The organism is Pedobacter sp. D749, assembly GCF_019317285.1.
Taxonomy (GTDB): Bacteria; Bacteroidota; Bacteroidia; order Sphingobacteriales; family Sphingobacteriaceae; genus Pedobacter.
On record NZ_CP079218.1, the window covers coordinates 236,618 to 258,803 of the forward strand.

13 protein-coding genes are annotated in these 22,186 nt (G+C 41.4%); 5 read left to right on the plus strand and 8 right to left on the minus strand.

The window, feature by feature from the left end:
- Positions 1-123: 123 nt before the first annotated feature.
- Together KYH19_RS00995 and KYH19_RS01000 are read right to left on the minus strand one after the other, a co-directional pair.
- Entirely contained in the window at positions 124-1,497 is a 1,374-nt protein-coding gene (locus KYH19_RS00995) for a glycoside hydrolase family 43 protein (protein ID WP_219077230.1), read from the minus strand.
- A 9-nt stretch (positions 1,498-1,506) separates the two neighbouring features.
- Positions 1,507-2,436, minus strand: coding sequence for a sialate O-acetylesterase (locus KYH19_RS01000; RefSeq protein WP_219077231.1), 930 nt, complete (start codon positions 2,434-2,436; stop codon positions 1,507-1,509).
- A gap of 369 nt (positions 2,437-2,805) precedes the next feature.
- Here KYH19_RS01000 and KYH19_RS01005 point away from each other — a divergent pair, with 369 nt between their 5' ends.
- Positions 2,806-3,906 carry a glycoside hydrolase family 43 protein gene (locus KYH19_RS01005; protein ID WP_219077232.1) on the plus strand — a complete coding sequence of 367 codons (1,101 nt, stop codon included), beginning with the start codon at positions 2,806-2,808 and terminating at the stop codon, positions 3,904-3,906.
- Between the two features lie 605 nt (positions 3,907-4,511).
- On the opposite strand, the gene KYH19_RS01010 is transcribed toward KYH19_RS01005, so the two are convergent.
- The 3 genes from KYH19_RS01010 to KYH19_RS01020 all read right to left on the minus strand — a co-directional run bounded on the left by KYH19_RS01010 (position 4,512) and on the right by KYH19_RS01020 (position 7,650).
- Positions 4,512-6,176, minus strand: coding sequence for a glycoside hydrolase family 43 protein (locus KYH19_RS01010; RefSeq protein ID WP_219077233.1), 1,665 nt, complete (start codon positions 6,174-6,176; stop codon positions 4,512-4,514).
- An 88-nt stretch (positions 6,177-6,264) separates the two neighbouring features.
- Positions 6,265-7,449, minus strand: coding sequence for a mannonate dehydratase (uxuA, locus tag KYH19_RS01015; protein WP_219077234.1), 1,185 nt, complete (start codon positions 7,447-7,449; stop codon positions 6,265-6,267).
- Positions 7,450-7,500: 51 nt separating this feature from the next.
- Positions 7,501-7,650, minus strand: a complete 150-nt coding sequence (locus tag KYH19_RS01020; RefSeq protein ID WP_165902683.1) for a hypothetical protein — start codon at positions 7,648-7,650, stop codon at positions 7,501-7,503.
- A 277-nt stretch (positions 7,651-7,927) separates the two neighbouring features.
- Between KYH19_RS01020 and KYH19_RS01025 the strand changes: the two genes are divergently transcribed.
- Genes KYH19_RS01025 through KYH19_RS01040 form a run of 4 tightly spaced genes read left to right on the plus strand, consistent with a single transcriptional unit; the run spans position 7,928 to position 15,702 of the window.
- Positions 7,928-8,803 carry an esterase family protein gene (locus KYH19_RS01025; protein WP_219077235.1) on the plus strand — a complete coding sequence of 292 codons (876 nt, stop codon included), beginning with the start codon at positions 7,928-7,930 and terminating at the stop codon, positions 8,801-8,803.
- 18 nt (positions 8,804-8,821) lie between these two features.
- A complete protein-coding gene (locus tag KYH19_RS01030) occupies positions 8,822-11,290 on the plus strand; it encodes a glycoside hydrolase N-terminal domain-containing protein (protein ID WP_255562522.1) in 2,469 nt (822 codons plus the stop codon).
- A gap of 19 nt (positions 11,291-11,309) precedes the next feature.
- A complete protein-coding gene (locus KYH19_RS01035) occupies positions 11,310-13,733 on the plus strand; it encodes a beta-L-arabinofuranosidase domain-containing protein (protein ID WP_219077237.1) in 2,424 nt (807 codons plus the stop codon).
- Positions 13,734-13,761: 28 nt separating this feature from the next.
- On the plus strand, positions 13,762-15,702 hold the full coding sequence (locus KYH19_RS01040; protein WP_219077238.1) for a glycoside hydrolase family 97 protein: 1,941 nt from the start codon (positions 13,762-13,764) through the stop codon (positions 15,700-15,702).
- 270 nt (positions 15,703-15,972) lie between these two features.
- Here KYH19_RS01040 and KYH19_RS01045 read toward each other — a convergent pair whose 3' ends face one another.
- The 3 genes from KYH19_RS01045 to KYH19_RS01055 form a co-directional block, all read right to left on the minus strand.
- A complete protein-coding gene (locus tag KYH19_RS01045; RefSeq protein WP_219077239.1) occupies positions 15,973-18,030 on the minus strand; it encodes an alpha-glucuronidase in 2,058 nt (685 codons plus the stop codon).
- Positions 18,031-18,114: 84 nt separating this feature from the next.
- Complete coding sequence (locus tag KYH19_RS01050) at positions 18,115-19,494, minus strand: glycoside hydrolase family 43 protein (protein WP_219077240.1); 1,380 nt, start codon at positions 19,492-19,494, stop codon at positions 18,115-18,117.
- A gap of 49 nt (positions 19,495-19,543) precedes the next feature.
- Positions 19,544-22,171 carry a glycoside hydrolase family 3 C-terminal domain-containing protein gene (locus KYH19_RS01055; protein ID WP_219077241.1) on the minus strand — a complete coding sequence of 876 codons (2,628 nt, stop codon included), beginning with the start codon at positions 22,169-22,171 and terminating at the stop codon, positions 19,544-19,546.
- Between the last annotated feature and the right edge of the window lie 15 nt (positions 22,172-22,186).

Below are 22,186 nucleotides of genomic sequence, written 5' to 3' on the forward strand. Positions count from 1 at the left end.
GATGTGGATTTTTCTATCCATCATTCCATTTAATTTGCTTAGTTCCTGATCAAGAAACCGCAGTTAAACATCTTCATGTGAGCTCCACAGCGCTGGAACCTGAGGTAATTAAATGACCTGCTATTAGCGGATCAAACGCCAGGAGTCAAAATTAAACAGGTTATTACCTTCACCTTTGAATACCAAATACAGGTCGTGTACACCGGTAATTTGGTTTATTTTACACAGCCGGGCTTTCCAATCCTGAGTATTTTTGGTTGATTTTACTTCCAGTTTTCCCAGCAGCTTGCCGTTTAAACTGTCTGCCCGAAGTTCAATATTTCCTTTTGAGGATAGGGAGGCTACGGTTGCTTCAAACTTTGTAGCGCCTTTGCCAAAATCTACACTGCGGATTTTGATATAATCGCCATTGTCAATATTGGATACATAAATAGCCCCTGTTAGGCTATCTTTGGCAGTTTTTACACCTTCAGACCAGGCTATGGTTTCGGCTTCAACACGGGTAAAAGGATCTAAGTTTGAGGCACTTTTCAATACACCTGCTTTTGTGCGGTTAATTCTCGGAATGGATTCATCAGGGTTAAAACTGAATGGTTCGATACAAACCGAGCGTTTGAAACCTCCGCCACCAGGTAAAGCTCCGTCATGATAAAATAAATAAGACTGACCTTTAAAATCGATATAGCCGGGGTGGTTGGTGAATGCACCACGATCTTCGATCACTTTCATAATGGTATCCCCATATATCCAGGGGCCTGTTGGACCTTTGCTGGTAGAATATGCCAAATGTTCCGGAACGCCACCAGCCGGATAAAGCAGGTAGTATTTGCTTTTTCGTTTAAAGAACCATGGTCCTTCCTCATATTCTGATGGTCTTTTATCCGGATCTTTTTTCCTCGCACTAAAGCCTTGCTTATTTAGTGGAACTTTCACGATACCAACTTTTTCATCATAAGAGATCATATCCTTATTCAGTTTTACATAATATAATTGGGGATTGCCCCAATACAGGTAGGCCTGCCCGTCATCATCAATAAAAACAGTTGGATCAATGTAACCAAAGCCTGAAAGCAAGGGCTTGCCTATTGCATCTTTAAAGCCTGCTGTAGGCGTGTCTGAAATGGCAACACCAATGGCGTTCCCACCATTTTTTTGGTTAACGGGTAAGTAGTAGTAGAATTTTCCATCCCTGAATATGCACTGGCCTGCCCATGCGTCACCGCGCGACCAGCTAAAAGCTTTATAGGATAAAATGGCTCCATGATCAGTCCAGTTAACCATATCCTTTGAAGAATAACACCGCCAATCGTTCATGGTGAAAAAGTTTTTCACCGTAATATCTTCATCATGCGAAGTATATAGATAAACGGTTCCATTGTGTACCATTGGCGCCGGGTCAGCTGTATAATAGGTCTGAATGATCGGGTTCTGTGCAAAACTTGCCAATACTGACAGCAGGCCCATCAAAAGTGATATTCCAAATATTCTTTTCTGCATTTTTTAATGTTATTTTAATAGGGAAAGCATGGTTTTAGCGTAACGCTCGCCAAGCATGCGGTAGCCCTGCGCATTGAAATGTAGATTATCTGCCGCATCGGTACAGCCAGCTGATGATATGATATGTGCATTAGGAATTGTTTCTGGCAAACTTGCAATAATTTTATTCATCGATGCGCATACCCCTCCCTGATCCGCATTAACTACCTCGCCGGCAAGGAGTGGCGTGGATGCCGGATTTAAATTCAAATCCCTGATTAGATTCTCATAAACTGCCTTCACTTTTTTTGGCCATTCCTGATCGCCCGTGTTGGATTCGCCCTGGTGCATCAGAATACCTTTGATAACGCCGGATTGCTGTGCAATTTTGGCTAACTCCACCAAACGGCCGTACGGGTTTCCGCCATATTCGTTTAAGGCTGATTTCATCCATTCTGGCGCAGTGGCCGTATAGGTTTGATAATTGTTTTTATTAAATAACTCAATTTTGCAACCACCAACTGCTACATTAATAATCCCGATGCGCACATCTTTGGGAAGTGAATCCAATAGGGTTCTTCCGAAATAATCCATTGGCGTTAAACCAGTTTTACAGCGGCATAAAGGTGGTTTAGCCGTGTACCAGTTTCCTTTCTTTCTGCCTAACTCCGGACAGTCAACTGCCTGCAGAACGCTGAATCTGTTATTTCCTGTTGTATCCTGAGGTTCGAAAGGCGCATTTCCTTCCATGTTAGATTGACCGAAGCTCAGGAAAACATATAATTTAGGGTTCTGAGCGTATGATTTTTCGCTATTGCACCACAAAAATGCAAGCAACAAGGCAATTCCTAATGGTTTGCTGCAGGCTTTAGGTTTGATCAATTTGAGAGCAACGTTATTTAGGTTGGTTCCTATCGTTTTTATCGAATGTTTTAGTCCTTTTGTGATGATTTGTTTCATATTAATTTCCATCGTTTAACCTGAAGCTAAAATATTAAACGCTGCAGATTGTGAATAGCATTTTTCATCATAAAAAATGCTCAAATGGGCAAAATTAAAGGCCAGTCTGATAGCTGCAATAAATTAATTCAGCCAGTTTAAATAAAAGATTATAAGCTAAAGCATTGAAAAAAGTGGGCGCTATACCTGTTTTTTAAATTTATAATCAACATTTCTGCTATCATATTATTCAAAGTTTCCATACTAAATTCTTCTTTTAACATAGTTTTATCCTTTGCCTATCTATTAGGATTTTAAACTTATGTAAACCATCGAGCATCCTGAATGGAATAATTTTTTATAACCGTATATAACCAAAAATGAATAATAATGAATCTAAAAATTAAAAGCCAATCTATTTTGGCCGTTGCGCTAATTGCTGCTTTAGGAAGCTCTTGCCAGGAAGGAAACAAGCATTCAGAAAAAAATGAAGCTGCAAAAACTAAAGCAAAACACTACCTTTCTGAGCCACTGGTGAAGGAAATTTATACTGCAGATCCTTCTGCACATGTTTTTAATGGTAAAATTTACATCTATCCATCGCATGATATAGAATCGGGCGTAAAGGAAAATGACAACGGGGATCATTTTGATATGAAAGATTATCGGATACTCAGTATGGATAGCATTGGTGGCAAGGTCACTATTCATGATACCGCACTCTCCGTGAGTGATATTCCATGGGCGGGCAGGCAATTATGGGCGCCAGATGCGGCCTATAAAAATGGTACGTACTATCTCTATTTTCCTGTGAAGGATAAAAATGATGTCTTCAGGATTGGGGTAGCAACTTCCAAGGATCCAGTCGGACCATTCAAAGCAGCTAAAGAGCCAATTGAAGGAAGTTTTAGTATTGATCCTGCGGTTTTTACCGATACTGACGGTAGCAGTTACATGTATTTTGGTGGAATCTGGGGCGGACAGCTTCAACGCTGGAAAGACGGAAAATATGATCCGAATGGTTCTAAAACTGATTCTGAAAAGGAAAATGAACCTGCTTTGAGTGCAAAAGTTGTAAAACTAAGCAAGGATATGACTGCTTTTGACGGTAAAGTAAAAGATGTTGTAATCTTAGATCAGCAAGGCAAACCTTTTCTTACCAAGGATCATGACCGCAGGTTTTTTGAAGGCGCCTGGATGCACAAATATAATGGAAAGTATTATTTTACTTATTCAACAGGCGATACTCATTTTCTGGCATCGGCAATATCGGATAATCCATGGGGTCCCTTTAAATATCAGGGCACTTTCATGACTCCTGTTGAGGGCTGGACTACTCATCATTCCATTGTTGAAATCAAAGGTAAGTGGTATATCTTTTATCATGATACACAGCTCTCGGGAAAAACACATTTAAGAAACGTGAAAGTAACTGAACTTAATCACCTTAAAGATGGTACAATTGAGTTGATAAAACCCAATAAAGATTAAGTAAGAATTAAGTTAAACCTTTCTAAAAAAGAAAGCACTGGTATCATAAAACCAGGTTTTCTAAATTTTTTCTCTTCAGGCTCAGCTCTTGCTGAGCCTGAAGATTATCAAAATGTTCTATATTGTATTATTGAAGGTCTTTCGATTATGTTATCATAAACAGATTTCAATAGAAAAATCGTCATTGCGAGGAACGAAGCAATCTTAATGCTCACGCTGGTAGCGATCGTTGTAAGATTGCTTCGTCGGCTGAAAAAGCCTTCTCGCAATGACGATTTCTCGGGGAGATCTACAACATTAAATTCTCCTGTCTCTCATATTAATTTTATTCTATAAATTACCTCTACCATAGACAGGATTTCACTAGCACGGCCGTCATTCCCGCGCATGCGGGAATCTTAAAGTGCTTGCATTACGATCCCCAATCGAGTTGGGAATGACGATCTAGCGCAGCCTACCATTTGCCAAAAAGATCTGTCTTTATATTAATTTTATTCCATAAATTACCTCTCAGGATGACAATTAAAAATGCCCTGCTCTCCATCCGGTAGCTACCGGATGGAGAGCAGGGCATTTAAACTGATTATACGACTTAGTGTCGCCTGTTATTTTGAGTGATAGATTTTATCGTTACCGCTATAATCCAACCACTTAAAGCTTACTGTATTATTGCTCTGCTGGCCGGAAGACGTGGCGTACAAGGCGAACAGCGATCCGATAAATCCGCCTGCAGCCTGTGTGCTTAAATATTTACCATCAACATCTTTTTTTAACGTAAGCCAGCCTTCGTTACCTTGTTTATATTTAAAATCATATAAACCTCCCTTAGCTTCAATTTCCAGCTGTATCGCTGCCGATGGATTTGAAAGCGGTAATTCAGTAATCAATATCATATTTCCGGCCTTTTTATCGCCTTTAAAAAGCTGAATGACCGTTTTGTTTTCTTTAATGGATTTGCACATGAAGTAAAAATTAAATTCTCCCTGGAAAATCATTAATCCTGCTTTCTCATTTTCGGATTTTGGAGTGAATTGAAGCGCTGTGCTGGCTGTACAGAACATGTGCTGCTGACGTTTTCCAAGAAACGCCGGATTGGTTTTCTCCATAACGGTTTCAGGCTTAAGTTTCATCGTGAACCCATTTTTCTTGCTTAAGCTATACCATGAGCTGTCGTTTTTCCTTAAAAAAAGTAAAGATTGGTCTAACTTTTTATCAAATGTTGTCCTGTAAGAGAAGTTTCCGTTTTGTGGTGGCGCGCCTGCTTGTTTGATTTCTTTATAATCTGCTGTATACTGATATTGAACTTCCTTAAAATCAGGATTAATTACAGGCCATCCATTTGTCCATTTAACCGGAGCAATAAAGGTTTCTCTTCCGGTGTTGTAAAAATTTCCTTCGTATGGACGCACGGCAAGAAAAATAGCATAAGTTTTTCCATCAGGTCCTTCCACCAGTTCTGCGTGGCCTGTAGAGGTTATCGGATTCGGACGGTTTGGATCTAAATCCCGTTGGGTTAGGATTGGATTGTTTTCGTAAGGAACATAAGGTCCAGTAGCTGATTTGCTTCTAAGGATAACCTGGGAATGATTTACACTTGTTCCACCCTCAGCAGCGCAGATGTAATACCAATCTTCGCGTTTAAAAATATGTGGTCCCTCAATCCATACCGGTTTTTTAGAAATATCCACTCCGCCGTTTACAAGCAAATGTTCTTCTCCGCTAACTTTGAGTGTTACAGGGTCAAATTCATAGGTACGGATGGTACGGTGGCCACTGTAAAGTGGTTTATTGTCCGGGGCATCACTATTGTAAACGATATAGGCTTTATCTTGATCGAAAAATAAAGATGGATCAATCCCTTTTACGTCGCGAAGCCATACCGGATCACTCCATGGACCTGCAGGATTTTTAGCAGTCATCACAAAATTCCCCCCCTTATCTATATTGGTACAAGTCATATAAAAGGTTCCTTTATGGTAATTAATGGAAGGTGCAAACAAACCACGCGAGGTTCCATCGCCCAGAAAAGTCATCTGCGTATTTCGCTCAATTACATTTCCAATCTGTTTCCAGTTTTTTAAATCCTTGCTGTGAAAAACAGGGATGCCTGGAAAATAGGAAAAAGTAGAATTAACCAGGTAGTAGTCAGTACCTACTTTAGTGATACTGGGATCTGGATAAAAACCGGCAAGAATTGGATTTGTAAATTTTATTTGTGCAAATGCTTGTGAGGTAAAGCAGAGCAAGAATAAATAAAGGATTTTTTTCATAATTGTATATTTGGCTATTGAAGAAAATATGCTCGAAATTTTTGTTGATTTTTTACACTTAATCTCAACCTAAAAATTGCTGCATGTATTAATGATGTAAGTTTTCGGTTTTTAAAGTTTCGCTGATCCCCAATTCGAGTCCCCTTAGTTCGGCAAGTCCTTTCAATCTTCCTATGGCAGAATAGCCAGGATAGGGGCTTTTATCCAGGTCATCAAGCATTTGGTGGCCATGATCAGGACGCATATGGATAGATCTGTCCTCTGCGTGCATGAGTTTTACGATTGCAGTGACCAAAGCACTCATATCTGCATTTCCTTCCAGGTGATTGGCTTCATAAAAATTGCCATTATCCTCTCGTTGAACGCTTCGCAGGTGTAGAAAATATATTTTGTTTCCCAACCGTTCAATCATTCCCTTTAAGTCATTATCTGGTCGGGCACCAAAAGAACCGCTACAAAAACAAATTCCATTGGAAGGCGCAGGCACAGCTTTTAATATTTTATGTGCATGCTCTTCTGTACTCATAATTCTTGGCAAACCTAAAATCGGGTAGGGAGGATCATCCGGATGGATGGCTAACTGGAGCCCGCTTTGATCGGCCGTAGGGGTGATTTCCTGCAAAAAACTGATTAAATTATTACTCAGTATTTCTGAAGAAATGTTTTTATATCCTTCCAGTAAAGTAAGCACCTGATCTTTAGTAAAATGATCTTTGCTTCCCGGAAGGCCCTGCAGGCAGTTACTCATTAAAGTGCGTTGCTCTTGTGGATTAAGTTTAATAAAGAAGCTTTTGGCATCTTCCAATTCCTGGGGTGTATAGTCATTGGCTGCTCCGGGGCGGTTTAACAAATAAAGGTCAAAAGCAATGAATGCAGTTTTCTCAAATCTTAAAGCTAGTGCACCGGTGTGGGTTTTAAATTTTAAATCGGTCCGCATCCAGTCTAACACCGGCATGAAATTGTAGGTGATTACTTTGATTCCGCAGTTTGCCAGATTTTTCAGGCTGGCTTTATAATTTTCAATCCATAACTGATAATTGCCCTGTCTTTTTTTGATGTCCTCATGTACCGGCAGACTTTCGACCACTTCCCAGGTTAGTCCACTGGATTCAATAATTGCCTTGCGGGCCAATATTTCTTCCTCCGGCCAGATTTCGCCAACGGCGATGTGATGTAAAGCAGTTACCACTCCTGTACAGCCTGCCTGCAGAATATCGGCTAGGGTAACAATATCATCGGGGCCATACCAGCGCATTGTTTGAATCATTTTCATAGCAGAGCGGTATTGTTTTGAAGTATTTTTTGATCGCAAACTATCATATTTCTAATTTGCTTTTTTAAGTTGATCTGCAATATTTTCCATTTCTTTTTTAATGGTCTGTTTCATATTTGGTTCTTTAGCTCCTGGTCTTATAAAGAAAAGATATTTCTCCTGCAGTTTCTGCCGTGCAATCGATTGCCAAAAACGTTGCATAGCTTTTAATTTTTTCTTAGCTTAGTGAAGTTTAAGGTCAATTATTTTTCGAAATGCGCTCTGGTTCGGTCTCTTTCTAAATTATCTATAGCCTAAGTTCATTAAAGATTTTTAAATAAATGATGATTTGTTCCGCCCAATGGTATTTTTGAACATTTTTTCCATCAATATAATCAATGGTTCCATCATCATGCGGTGCATGCACTTAAGTTTGTAGTAATAATTAATTTCTGGCGGCTAATCAATTAATCCTGCCAACCAACTCTAACCAATTCAAATGAAAAGATTAATCTCCATCTTAGCAACACTGATTTTTATTCAAACTGCAGTTTTCGCGCAAAAGCAGATTCCTGTGGCTCCTGAAGGTTTTGACCTTAGTCAGGCTGAAATCCCCCACGGAAAAATAGATACGATACAATATGCGTCAAAAACGGTCGGAACAACCAGAAAAGCCACCATTTATTTTCCGCCAGGTTATCTGAAAACTAAAAAATACCCTGTTTTATATCTGCTGCATGGCATTGGTGGGGATGAAAAGGAATGGCTGAATGGTGGGAAACCTCAGGTCATCTTCGACAACCTCTATGCTTCGGGCAAGCTGGAACCCATGTTGGTTGTGATGCCAAACGGCAGGGCGATGAAAGATGACCGTGCCACGGGAAATATTATGGCTCCGGAAAAAGTTGCGGCCTTTGCAAACTTTGAAAAGGACTTGCTTCTGGATCTGATTCCATACGTGGAAAAAAATTATAATGTTTTTAAAGACAGAAATCACCGTGCACTTGCCGGCTTGTCTATGGGTGGGGGACAGTCCTTGAATTTTGGATTGGGTAATTTAGATACATTTGCCTGGGTTGGTGGTTTTTCTTCTGCGCCAAATACCAAGGTGCCTGCAGAATTATTACCAGATCCGGCAAAAGGTAAAGCGATGCTTAAATTGCTTTGGATTTCTTGCGGTGATAATGATCGATTGCTTAACTTCTCTCAACGTACCCATGAGTATCTGGCAGATAAAAATGTGCCACATATTTATTATATCGAACCAGGCGTGCACGATTTTAAAGTATGGAAGAATGATCTGTACCTGTTTAGTCAGTTGTTATTTAAACCTGTTGATCAGGCTTCTTTCCAAAATTATAGTCTCAACCCTTAACGCCTGATGTTCTTCTCCATGAAAAACTTTGTGCTATTGCTGCTCTTCATCCATGTTGTTTTCTCAGGTGCTGCCCGGCAAAAACCAAAACCAAAATTAAAATTATGGTATAATAGCCCGTCCGGACAAATTTGGGAGAACGCATTACCGGTTGGTAACGGGCGGCTTGGTGCAATGGTTTACGGAAATGTTGTTAATGAAATTATTCAGTTAAATGAGAATACCCTGTGGAGTGGTAGCCCCAACAGAAATGATAATCCTTTAGCCTTAGATTCCCTGGCCCGCATTAGAGCACTTATTTTTCAGGGTAAACAAAAGCAGGCAGAAGTGCTCTCCAATAAGGTTATTATCAGCAAAAAGTCTCAGGGGCAGATTTTTCAACCCGTTGCAGATTTACACCTGGATTTTGCCGGCCATGAAGCCTACACAGACTTTTACCGTGAGCTGGATATCAGTAATGCGGTAACAACCACCAGTTATAAGGTAAAAGATGTGGTTTATACCAGGCGTTGTCTGGCCTCACTGGCCGATGGTGTGATTGCAATAGAGCTTCGCTCGAGTAAACCAGGTGCGTTAAGCTTTACCTCTTCATTATCTTCCCTGCAGCCTTCTGCTAAAATCAATACGCAAGTGCCGGGACAAATTGAAATTACCGGAACCTCAACCGCACATGAAGGGGTGCCAGGGCTTGTCCGTTTCAATGGGATCGCTGCATTTAAGAACGTTGGCGGTAAAATCTCCAGCACGGAGCGTACAATTGTTGTCGAAAATGCCAGTGCGGTAACTATTTATTTATCTATTGCCACAAACTTTATCAATTACAAAGATATTAGCGGGAATGAAAAGTTAAAGGCCAGGGAAATGCTGAACCGTGCATTGCCGAAAAAATTTAAGACAATTTTAAAAGCCCATCAATTACAATATCACAAATATTTTGATCGGGTAGATTTATCCCTGGGCGCTGCGGATTTTGAAAATGTGCCTACCGATGTCAGGCTTAAGAATTTTAATTCCGTTAACGACCCTCAATTTGCAGCCCTGTATTTTCAATATGGACGCTACCTGCTCATTTCGAGCTCTCAGCCTGGTGGCCAGCCTGCTAACCTCCAGGGAATCTGGAATAATAAATTATATCCGGCCTGGGACAGCAAATACACCATCAATATTAACGCGGAGATGAACTACTGGCCCGCGGAGAAAACAAATCTGGCCGAATTGCATGAGCCTTTTTTGAAAATGGTCAAAGAACTGAGCGAAACGGGAAAGCAAACTGCTCATGATATGTACGGTGCCAGAGGGTGGATGGCACATCACAACACCGACATCTGGAGAGCTACCGGCGCTGTAGACGGCGCATTTTGGGGTACATGGAATCACGGCGGAGGTTGGGCCAGTCAGCATCTGTGGGAGCATTATCTTTATAGCGGAGATCAGGCATTTCTTAAATTAGCCTATCCAACCTTAAAAGGAGCGGCAATGTTTTATGTTGATTTCCTGGTTAAAGATCCTAAAAGAGGCTATCTGGTCATTAATCCGGATATGTCTCCTGAAAATGCCCCTGCAGCACATCAGGGTTCCTCGCTCGATGCAGGTACCACAATGAGTAATCAAATTGTATATGATGTTTTTAGCACCGTCATCCGTGCGGGAGAAATTCTTGGTGAAGATAAAGCGTTTGCAGATACCTTGAAAAAAATGCGCAGCCAGCTCCCGCCAATGCAGGTTGGGCAATACGGCCAGTTGCAGGAATGGATTGATGATATTGACGATCCAAAAGATAACCACCGGCATGTATCTCATTTATATGGCTTATTCCCATCCGCTCAAATTTCGCCATACCAAACGCCAGAATTATATTTAGCAGCTAAAAAGACCCTAATCCAGCGTGGCGATGTTTCTACAGGATGGAGCATGGGATGGAAAGTGAACTGGTGGGCGAGACTCTTGGATGGAAACCATGCGTACAAACTTATTCAGAACCAGTTAACGCCCGTGGGTGGAAACCAGGCGGGTGGCGGTACTTACAATAATCTTTTTGATGCGCATCCGCCTTTTCAGATTGACGGCAATTTTGGATGCACTTCCGGTATAGCAGAGATGCTTATGCAATCAGATAATGGCGCCATTCAACTTCTGCCTGCACTGCCCGATGTCTGGAAATCAAATGGACATGTTAGTGGTTTACGGGCAAAGGGAGGATTTGAGATTGTTAAACTGGAATGGGTAAATGGCATGATCACTAAACTGGTGATTAAATCGAACCTGGGCGGAAATTTACGGATCAGGGTGCCTAATGAATTAAATTTATCCAAACTTGAAGCCAAAAATGCAATGGGTGAGAATCAAAATCCTTTTTTCTTCATGACCAAAACGCCAAAACCGATAGTTTCCAAACTGGCACCTGGAGGATCTGTTGATTTGCCTGAAACTCAATTATATGATATTAAAACAGGTGTAGGAAAAGCCTACACCCTGTATAAAAAATAAAATGATTATAACACAATTTATGATTCGTAAACCAAAACTGAGCGCCGTAACGAGAAAGCATATTTTTTATCTTTTGGGTTTTATGATCAGCTGGACTGCCAATGCAAATGGCCAGGATCGATTATATACCAATGAATTCCCGCTTCAGTCAGTTCGTCTTTTAGATGGACCCTTTAAACATGCCCAGGACCTGAATTTAAAAACACTGCTCGAATATGATGTCGACAGATTGTTGGCGCCTTACCTGAAGCAGGCTGGTCTGAAACCTAAAAAAAGTTCCTATGAAAACTGGGATGGTTTGGATGGCCATGTAGGAGGTCATTACCTTTCTGCACTTTCAACAACTTATGCTGCAACAGGTGATGGGGAGTGTAAAAAAAGATTGGATTATATGATTAAAGAGCTCAAAGCTTGTCAGCTTGCAAATGCCGTAAATCATCCCGGTTGGGCGATTGGATATGTTGGAGGCGTGCCTAACAGTGCTGAAATTTGGTCAACTTTCAAAACAGGTGATTTTAAAGCATTCGGTAAAGCCTGGGTTCCCTGGTATAACGTTCATAAAATGTTTGCTGGCCTGCGCGACGCCTGGCTGTATTCAGCTAATGAGGATGCTAAAAAAATGTTTATAGGTTTCTGTGACTGGAGTCTTGAGATCACATCTAAATTATCTGACAAGCAAATGCAAAGCATGCTAGGTACCGAACAAGGTGGGATGAATGAGGTTCTTGCAGATGCTTACCAGATTACCGGAAATAAAAAGTATTTGAATGCTGCTATGCGTTTTTCTCATCATCAGTTACTTGAGCCAATGTCGCACAGGGAAGATAACCTGAACAATAAACATGCAAATACCCAGGTGCCCAAAGCGATCGGTTTTCAGCGTATAGGCGAATTAAGTCATGCAGATAATTACAGGCAGGCCGGTCTCTTTTTTTGGGAAACCGTTTCTCATAACCGCACACTTGCTTTAGGAGGAAACAGCAGGAGAGAGTTTTTTCCAAGTCCGGCTTCTGCGCCTGATTTTATCAATGATGTAGAAGGGCCGGAAAGCTGTAATACCTACAATATGTTAAAGCTTTCTGAAGGACTTTTCCGTGATCAGCCGTTTGGGAAATATATGGACTTTTATGAAAAAGCGTTATTTAACCACATTTTGTCTGCCCAACATCCCGTTCACGGTGGTTATGTTTATTTTACACCGGCACGCCCAAGGCACTATCGGGTATATTCTGCCCCAAACAAAGCGATGTGGTGTTGCGTAGGGAGCGGAATGGAGAATTATGGTAAGCTTGGGCAGGTAATTTATACCCACAGCAAAGATTCGCTTTTTCTAAACTTATTTATAGCCTCGCAGCTTGACTGGCAGAAAAAAGGTATTAAACTTGTACAAAAAACTTCTTTTCCTGATGCTGAAAAAACCAGAATCGAGATTGAAAAGGGGAGTGCAGACTTTACCCTTATGGTAAGATATCCTGCATGGGTAAAACCAGGGGAGCTAAAAATACGGGTCAATAATAAAGAAGTAAAAAGCGATGCAGATGCCTCATCTTATGTTGGAATAAAAAGAAGCTGGAAGAAAGGAGATATAGTGGAGATTGAATTGCCTATGCATACCAGCCTGGAGCAATTGCCAAACCTGCCGATTTATAGTGCAATACTCCATGGGCCGATATTGCTTGCTGCGAAAACCGGAACGCAGGATCTGAAAGGACTTGTAGCCGATCAGAGCCGCTGGGGACATATTGCAAGTGGCGAAAAACTGCCTGTTGATCAGGCACCGATATTGATCGCAAACGGCGCTGAACAGGTGATCTCCAGCGTAGTACCTGAGAAAGGAAAGCCAATGGAATTCAGCTTTGCAAACCTCAAAATCATTAATCCCGCTAAGTTAGAACTTGAGCCATTTTATAAAATCCACGATTCCCGGTATATGATGTACTGGATGACACTGAGCCAGGGCCAGTACAAGAACTATCTGGATTCCCTGCAGACTTTGGAAAAAGTAAAACTTTTACTTGAAAAAAGAACGGTAGATTTTGTAGCGCCAGGAGAACAACAGCCAGAGGTGGATCACCAGTTGCTCCAAAGCGCTTCCCAAACCGGAACTTTTTCTGACCAGTTCTGGCGTTCAGCCAATAATGGTGGATATTTTAGCTATCTGCTTGAAACCACAGGAGAAACCGATCTTAAAATTTCGCTTAAGTATTGGGGCGCCGAATGGGGAAAGAAAGTTTTTGATATTTACATTGACGATAAAAAACTGCTGACCGTAGATAATTCAGAAAAATGGAATACTTCTGAATTCAAGACTGAGGAATATGCAATACCTCGTGAGTTGCTTTCAGGAAAGAAAAATATCAGGCTTCGGATTCAGACTTCGCAGGGAAATACATCAAGTGCAATTTATTATATACGCCTGCTTAAGAATGCCGGTAATAAATAACCACTCCTCAAACAGAACATACTTCAATATGAAAATAACGAAAATATTAATTGGGCTAATTGGCCTGGTCATAGGTGCGAAGGCATCTGTGGCACAAACAGACCAACAGCGTATATTTAGTCCTGATAAGAAACTGGAGCTGGTGTGTAGTCCGAAAAAATTAAGCTATACAGTTTCTTACAATGGTGAGCAGGTACTCGCTGATTCAAAGCTGGGCCTTATCCGGGAAGATGACGATTTTTCAAAGGAGCTTACTTTAATCAAAATTTCAAAACCAAGGATGGTGAGCCAGGACTATACAATGGTAAATGCGAAAAAAAGTTCCATCATTTATAAAGCCACCCAGACAACTTTTGAATTTCGAACCAGCAAAGGGAGCCGGATGAACATTATTTTCAATATTTCTAATGATGGGATAGCATTCAGGTACGAGTTTCCAGAACAGAACAAAGACTTAAAACGAATAACAAAAGAGTCGACCAGTTTCCGGTTTTTAACCGGAACAAGGGCCTGGATGCAACCTAAAGCCGATGCGCAAACGGGGTTTGAACACACTAATCCATCTTATGAGGCCCATTATAATATGGATATACCGGTGGGAACGCCATCAAGCAGTTCAAATGGCTGGGTGTATCCGGCTTTATTTAAATCAGGTCAGGTTTGGATGCTCCTCACCGAAGCAGATCTGGGACGGGGCTACTGCGGAACTTCCCTTGCTCAAAAATCGGTTAATAATGAGTATTTGGTTAATTTCCCTCAGCCAGCCGAAGGTATTCCTGGGGCCGCTATACTGCCTGAATCGGCTTTACCCTGGAAAACGCCCTGGAGAATTATGGCCATTGGCGATTTAAAGACTATTTCTGAATCAACCCTGGGAACTGATCTTGCCCAGCCAGCTATAGCAATGGATAAAGCATTTATTCAGCCCGGAAAGGCCGCATGGAGTTGGGTGCTCGAAAAAGATGCCGCAACAATCTATCCCGTGCAGAAAAAATATGTTGATTATGCGGCCAGCATGAACTGGCAATACAGTTTAATTGATGCTAACTGGGATGAAACGATTGGGTATGACTCTATTGCTGTGCTTGCCAAATATGCAAAAGAAAAACATGTTGGACTGCTCCTTTGGTACAATTCTGCAGGAAACTGGAATACCGTAAAATTTACGCCCAGAGATAAACTGTTAACTCATCAAAGCAGGATTCAGGAATTTGCCCGTTTAAAAGAAATGGGGATAAAAGGCGTGAAAATAGATTTTTTTGCCGGAGATGGACTGTCGATGATCAATTATTATCGGGATATTTTGGAAGACGCCGCAAGTTACCAATTACTGGTTAATTTTCACGGTGCCACGCTGCCAAGGGGATTACAAAGAACCTATCCTAATTTGATGACTACTGAAGCTGTATTTGGATATGAAATGATTTCCTTTGGCCAGGATGCAGCAAATAAGGCCCCTTCACATTCCGTGATGAGTGCAATGGTGCGAAATGTATTCGATCCAATGGATTTTACGCCAATGGTATTGTATAAAATTCCTGGAGTAAAACGGGTAACTACGTCCGCTTTTGAACTGGCCACTTCCGTTGTTTTCCTTTCCGGCATCCAGCATTTTGCAGAAACACCTTCCGGTATGTCTCATGTTCCGGATTTTGTTAAAACCTTCCTTATGGAATTGCCAGGCAACTGGGATGATACCCGGTTTATTGACGGTTACCCGGGACAATTTTATATCGTAGCCAGAAGAAGCGGCAAGAAATGGTATGTTTCTGGTATTAATGGCGAAAATAAACAAAGAGACTTATCGCTTAATTTAGCTTTCCTGGCGAATAAAAAAGCGAATTTGATTTTTTCAGAAGGATCTGATGAGGTTAATTTAAAATCTAAGGAAATAACAGTAGGTCACGATGGGAAATTGAGTTTAAGCTTAAAAGGGAACGATGGCTTTGTACTGGTTTTTGAAGATTAATCGAACCCTTAAGCATGTGATGAGATATGAGGAAGTGTTTTGACAGACTCCAATAGAAAAATCGTCATTGCGAGGCACGAAGCAATCTTAAAGCACACGCTAGTAGCGATCGTTGTAAGATTGCTTCGTCGGCTGAAAAGCCTTCTCGCAATGACGATTCCTCACAGTCTACAGTTCGTTAAAAATCCTCCTGTCCATTCATCTTGATTTTTATAAAATAAATTATCCCTCAGGATAACATTCTTTATTATAGTACAGACGCTATATTCTCTAATTGTAATCCCTGCTTTTAGTTAATTCCTTCAGCGATTGAAGATCATGTACAGGGCGCTCAATGTCAAATGGAATCTCCCTTTTACTAAACTGCTGAAAGTACAGCAGACAGGCATCTTTCCATATTTGTGCATCTCTCGACTGGGTTCTAAGTTTCGACTGTACTTCCTGAAACCGTTCCTTGTCTATTGCACCGTCCATTCTATCCCAGTCTTTTTGAAAAGACCTTACCTTATTAACACCCCGGTCATAACGAATACAGAGCTCAGTCCATAAATCATTTCCACTTTTTAATCGGTAAGACCATGGCACGTGGTGAAACCAGAGCAGATACATTTCCGGGCAGCTGGAGAGGTTATTAAAGGTTGAACTCAATGGCTCATGGTATTGGTCAACCGCATCACTTCCGTTACGGGTTCTGTCAAAACCAATTCCCTGCTCGTCCGCTTTATGGTAATATACTGAAGTCCAGTCCGCACGGATTTTATCATTAGAAAACCATGGCGCGGGTCCGTAATGGTGACCTTCCGCAAAAATATGGTGTAAACCCAGTGGCATCATATAATCAACGGCTGCATCTCTGCTTTCCATCATCATCCCCTGAACAGTTTTAGCAAATTTAGCGTCGGTCTTTTTTTCTTTTGAATCAAGAAAGGTTTGTTTAATCCATTCTGCAGCAATTACTTTGCTTTCAAGTTTATTATTCCATGCCAGTCTCCCAAATGCGTACCAGTTGGCTTGCGCAAAGGTGTGTCCGGTCCAGTTTACATCATTACCAATGTTAGCCACTCCAGCAATGGCGGTAAAATCAGTTTTGCTTAGTGAGCCATCGGTGCAGGCGGCAACAGTGCTGCCCTTCCCATATTGATAGGTATCACTATTTAAACACTCTTCCCATAATGTAGAAAGGAAAACAAGTTGCTTCGAGCCACCCAGGTACTCTTGGGTAATTTGAAATTCAGGCATAACGGGCGTTTTTGTCATTCCTCCAAATAAGGGACTGAAAGGTTCCCTTGGCTGGAAATCGAGTGGGCCATTTTTTACCTGTAAAATTACATTCTTCCTGAACGCTCCATCCAGCGGTAAAAATTCTTTATAAGCTTGTTTGGTTCTGTCCTCGGGAGATGGATTGTAAACAAAGGCACGCCACATCACAATCCCTCCGAAGGGTTCCAGCGCATCTGCCATCATATTGGCACCATCTACATGGGTTCTGCCATAATCCTGTGGTCCTGGTTGTCCTTCACTGTTTGCCTTCACCAGAAATCCTCCAAAATCAGGTATGAGGGCGTAAATTTCCTTTACTTTATCTTTCCACCATTGTTGAACCTGAGGATCTAACGGATCTGCTTTTTTTAATTTGCCTATAAGCACAGGCGAAGAAAAATTGACTGATAAATAAGTTTTTATCCCGTAAGGGCGTAAACGCTCAGCAATCGCACGTACTTTCTCTAAATAAGGTTTAGAGAGGATTTTGGCAGAAGCATTGACATTGTTTAAAACCGAACCATTAATGCCGATAGATGCATTTGCCCTTGCGTAAGCTGTCCATTTTTCTTTATCCTGTTCTGTAATACTCAATCCATTTTCTTTTTCTCCCCAGAATATTGAACGACCAGCATAACCTCTTTCGATGCTGCCGTCAAGGTTATCCCAATGGTTCAGGATTCTTCTGGAGTAGGAAGGGTTTGAAACGAACCTTCGGTTAGTAACGCCAAGATATTGACTTCTGAGCAGCTCGTAAGCGCCGTACAATAAACCCAGTTCTGTCCTGGCACTTATTGCAGATTCTTCCAGCTGAAATCCATCACCTTTAATTGCCGGATTGTCGCTAATCCTGAGGTTTAGAACCATATCCGGTTTTCCGCGCCAGCCTCTTTTAAGCTCAGCTATGGCGACATCTACCACAGGCGAGTGACCAGGGCCGGAAACGGTGACTTTAATATTGGAATTGCCTCTCAGCCACAGGGCCTGGCCATCCTCTGCTTTCAATAGCGTTGAACCACCTAATACCAACAATGCGATGATAATCAATTTATTTATATGTGCTTTCATTTTCCTGTTTTGATAATGCAAAGTTTATGCTGATAAAACCTTTAAGGCACAGCATCACCATTCCAAATTCATTATTCTGTTAGTTTATCGTTGCTGAAAACTCCACCAGTCTATATCTAAAAACGCAGATGGGTTTGAGCTGGTTACCAAAAGATAAATATCAATTTTGCCTTTTACCTCCCCGGTTTTCACCGATAAAGTTTGTAAGCCACTTTCGTCTTTTTTCGAAGATACCATTTTTGCGATTTGCTTTCCTGTTATACTTCCAATGCGCACTTCCAGACTTGAGCCTGAAGAAAGTCCGCTCAATCTGGCACTAAAGGATTTAGGTCCCTTTTTTCCAAAGTCGACACCCTGAATTTTAATCCAGGCATTATTCTTTAATCCGGTAACCAGCATCCCGCCGTCGTCATTGTTTTTAGTGGTAACTCCGTTTTGATCCTGCAACATTTCAGCCTGATTGCGCTCATAAGGATTTACTGCGCCAATTTGTGTTACGCCGTTTTCAGTATAAACCACCTGGGCAATTGTTCCATCAGCATTATAATTCAATTCTTCTATGGCCAGGTTTCGTTTGTAAACCGGAGGAATGCCTTTTTTAATAGCGACAACCCTGTTATGATAGGCATGGTACCACTTTCCTTTAAATTCAAATATGCCGTGGTGATTATTGTTATTGTTTTTGGGTGGTTGTGCGCCGATAACACCTTTATAAGTGAATCCGGTCGTTGGACTTTTACTCATCATATAATCAATCCTCATTTCGGCTTTCGGGTTTGAGGAATAGGAGAAATAATAATTTCCATTACGTTTATGCATCCATGAAGCTTCAAAAAAGGCAGGTACATGAAAAGAAGTTGCCTGACCATTTACGCTAATCATATCATTATTTAGCTTTATTACCCGCATATTATCTTCACCATTGCCTCCAAAATATAAATAGGCCTGTCCATCATCATCTAAAAAGGCCATTGGATCAAACAACCACATATTTTTTGCAGGCTGTACACCAGGGGTTTCATTATCAATTAACTTTTTGCCCAATGCATCTTTGAATGGACCAGTTGGAGAGGAAGCTGTGGCTACACCAATCCCTGATCCGCCATTACCAAAATAAAGATAAATTTTACCATTTCTGGCGATAACTGAGGGTGCCCAGGTTCTATTGGCCCAGGTTACATCTCTTGGCGCCTCAAACACTACACCGTGATCCGTCCAGTTTTTCATATCACTGCTTGAAATACAAACAATCGATTTCATTTTATAGCCACTATCTTTATCATCCGAATTGTCATCATCGTTGGATGCGTATAAGTAAACTCTTCCATTATAGACCAGTGTAGCGGGATCTGCCAGGTGCCGGTGGCTGGCAATATGATCATCGGCAAAGGAATTTTTTGCCAACGTGAACAACAAACAAAACAGGAGTGCGAGTTTAAAGTATTTTTGGTTTAGTTCTTTCATTAAAGTTGTTTCTAAGGTGTTGTCGATTATTTTATTGCGGTACTTAAGTTTAGTTTACCCGGATAACTTTTTTCATAATATTTCCGCTTTTTGGAGATAACTCATCGGGCTGACTGCCGCCAACAGCTAATGTAATACTGCCTTTGTAAAATTGTCTTGAGCCATCCTGACCGATATAAGACAGGTCATTTGCTTTTAAGCTGAATTTAACCAGTTTACTTTCTCCCGGTTCAAGGCTAATGCGTTTAAATCCTTTCAGGGCCTTTGCTGCTGATTTGATAGATTTTTGGTTGTTGAGTTGATACAACTGAACCACCTCATCACTCCTAAACTTTCCTTTATTGCTCACCATAACCGACACCTCTGTGCCTTTGCCTGCTTTTAGTGCCGCAGGAGCAACAAATTTTTCATATAAAAATGAAGAATAGCTAAGCCCATAACCGAATCCATAAAGCGGTTTGCCTTTAAAATACCGGTATGTCCTGTTTTTCATGCTATAATCGCTGAAATCCCCAAGGTCCTTATCGCTCGCATAAAAAGTTACAGGCAATCTTCCTGAAGGGCTGTAGTCTCCAAAAAGAATATCAGCCACGGCTTCGCCAGTTGCCTGTCCGCCATACCATGCATTCAGAATAGCGGGAATGTTTTCAGCTTCCCATGGTATCGCAATGGCGCTACCGGTCATCATTACAAAAACGACTGGTTTTCCACTTTCTTTTAGTGATTTCATTAATGCGGTCTGAGCTGCAGGCAACATAATTGAAGTTCTGTCCCCACCGCTGAATCCCGGATAATCTACTCTCATTTCCTCGCCTTCCAGCTGCGGAGAAATCCCGCCGACAAATACGAAGGCGTCAGCATCTGCGTGGGTTTTAACAAGCGCTTTGAAATCAGTTCTGACATAGGTACCCGCCCTTAAACGGACGTTAGCACTTCCCTCGCCCTGCCAGTATTCTATAACCAGATTGTAAACCGAATCTTTTGATGTTTCTAATTTATACGTTTTAGCGCCCCAACGGTTCCTCGACCAGGCGTCAATTACATTTTTGCCGTTAATGATAAAACGGTATCCATCATCAGCATTCAATTCGAAGGTGATGGAGCCAGTGCTTGTAGGTTTGAATACAGTGCTGTATCTGGCAGAAAAATTATTAGCGGTTAATTTATCTGCAATTTTTTCGCCTTCCTGCCAGCTGTTTTCAAGTTTTGGCTCAGTCCTGGTTAACACCGGTTTGCCTTCCAATGAAATGTTGCTAAAATATTCTGATTTAAAGCCCTGAACACCGTCAGTTTTGTATTGGCTATTTAAATCCAGGTAACTTAACAGCGTATCATTGGTGAAAGAAACAGCCTGCTGGTAAACAACCTCGGTCTGCTTACCAACTTTATCCTGAATGCCCTGTAAAACAGTGGTGATTTTGGAAGGAGTTCCATTATAATTTCCCAGTACGGAGATTGAGTTATCTGCATTAGGACCCAGTACAACGATTTTTTTGAGATTCTTTTTTAAAGGCAGTGTATGTGATTCATTTCTGAGCAATACCATCGATTCACGTGCCATTTTAAGTGCATGTGCCTTATGCTCGCTATTTTCCAGCACACTGCTCGGGGTATTGGCGTATTTAACCATCGAAGAGGGATCGAACATACCCAGCCTGAAACGGATCATGAACAATCTTTTCACAGAAACGTCGATGTCTTTTTCTTTAATTATTCCCGTTTTCACTGCGGTGATCAAAGCCTTATAAGCTTCTGTACCGCAATCCAGGTCAGTTCCATGAAAAACGGCATCTGCAGCAGCTGATGCCGCATTTGGATGTGTTTTGTGGTTTTTGTAAAAGTCATCTATGGCCCAACAGTCGGAGGTTACATAGCCCTTAAAGTTCCATTTCCTGCGCAGAATATCAGTCATTAAAAGATCATTAGCGCAGCAAGGCTGTCCTTGAAAAGCATTATAAGCGCACATTACACCTGCAACTTTTGATTGTGTAACCAGTTTTTCAAATGCCGGTAAATAGGTATCCCAGAGATCAAAATCGCTTACTGTAGTATTAAACACATGTCGAAGCGGTTCAGGACCACTATGTACCGCATAATGTTTGGCACAGGCGGCTGCCTTAAGGTATTTTGGGTCATCACCTTGCAAACCCCTTACAAAAGCATCTCCAAGGGTACCTGTCAGGTAAGGATCTTCACCGTAGGTTTCCTGACCTCTTCCCCAGCGCGGATCGCGAAAGATATTGATGTTTGGCGTCCAGTAGGTTAAGCCTAGATAGCGCTCATTTGTTCTGCCCTGTTCTAGTGCCTTATTGTAAATAGCCCTTCCTTCTAAAGCCGAATAGTCGGCCATTTTATAAAGCGCCGAAGGATCGAAGGTTGCAGCCATGGCTATTGCCTGAGGATAAACGGTTACTTTAAAAGGTGTTCTCGCTACTCCGTGTAACGTTTCATTCCACCAATCGTACGCAGGAATCTTAAAGCGGGGAATCGCCGGTGCAGCATTAAGCATTTGCATCACCTTTTCATCCAGGCTAAGCCTTGAAACCAAATCATCTACCCTTTTTTCAAATGGAAGTTTGTAGTCCTGAAAAGGGTATTCCTGGGCTTTCACCAAACTGCATAAATTGCAGAAAAGGATTACAAGAAGTAATTTTTTAAAGTAGTTGTGTTTTCTCATAATTGGGCTGCTAAA

What these genes read in the sequence shown, in the direction of transcription:
- KYH19_RS01040 (WP_219077238.1), top strand. Translation starts at nt 13,762, where the DNA reads ATGAAAATAACGAAAATATTAATTGGGCTAATTGGCCTGGTCATAGGT.
- KYH19_RS01055 (WP_219077241.1), bottom strand. Translation starts at nt 22,171, where the DNA reads ATGAGAAAACACAACTACTTTAAAAAATTACTTCTTGTAATCCTTTTC.
- KYH19_RS01005 (WP_219077232.1), top strand. Translation starts at nt 2,806, where the DNA reads ATGAATCTAAAAATTAAAAGCCAATCTATTTTGGCCGTTGCGCTAATT.
- KYH19_RS01035 (WP_219077237.1), top strand. Translation starts at nt 11,310, where the DNA reads ATGATTCGTAAACCAAAACTGAGCGCCGTAACGAGAAAGCATATTTTT.
- KYH19_RS01050 (WP_219077240.1), bottom strand. Translation starts at nt 19,494, where the DNA reads ATGAAAGAACTAAACCAAAAATACTTTAAACTCGCACTCCTGTTTTGT.
- KYH19_RS01030 (WP_255562522.1), top strand. Translation starts at nt 8,822, where the DNA reads ATGAAAAACTTTGTGCTATTGCTGCTCTTCATCCATGTTGTTTTCTCA.
- KYH19_RS01045 (WP_219077239.1), bottom strand. Translation starts at nt 18,030, where the DNA reads ATGAAAGCACATATAAATAAATTGATTATCATCGCATTGTTGGTATTA.
- KYH19_RS01020 (WP_165902683.1), bottom strand. Translation starts at nt 7,650, where the DNA reads ATGCAACGTTTTTGGCAATCGATTGCACGGCAGAAACTGCAGGAGAAA.
- KYH19_RS01010 (WP_219077233.1), bottom strand. Translation starts at nt 6,176, where the DNA reads ATGAAAAAAATCCTTTATTTATTCTTGCTCTGCTTTACCTCACAAGCA.
- KYH19_RS01025 (WP_219077235.1), top strand. Translation starts at nt 7,928, where the DNA reads ATGAAAAGATTAATCTCCATCTTAGCAACACTGATTTTTATTCAAACT.
- KYH19_RS01000 (WP_219077231.1), bottom strand. Translation starts at nt 2,436, where the DNA reads ATGAAACAAATCATCACAAAAGGACTAAAACATTCGATAAAAACGATA.
- uxuA (WP_219077234.1), bottom strand. Translation starts at nt 7,449, where the DNA reads ATGAAAATGATTCAAACAATGCGCTGGTATGGCCCCGATGATATTGTT.
- KYH19_RS00995 (WP_219077230.1), bottom strand. Translation starts at nt 1,497, where the DNA reads ATGCAGAAAAGAATATTTGGAATATCACTTTTGATGGGCCTGCTGTCA.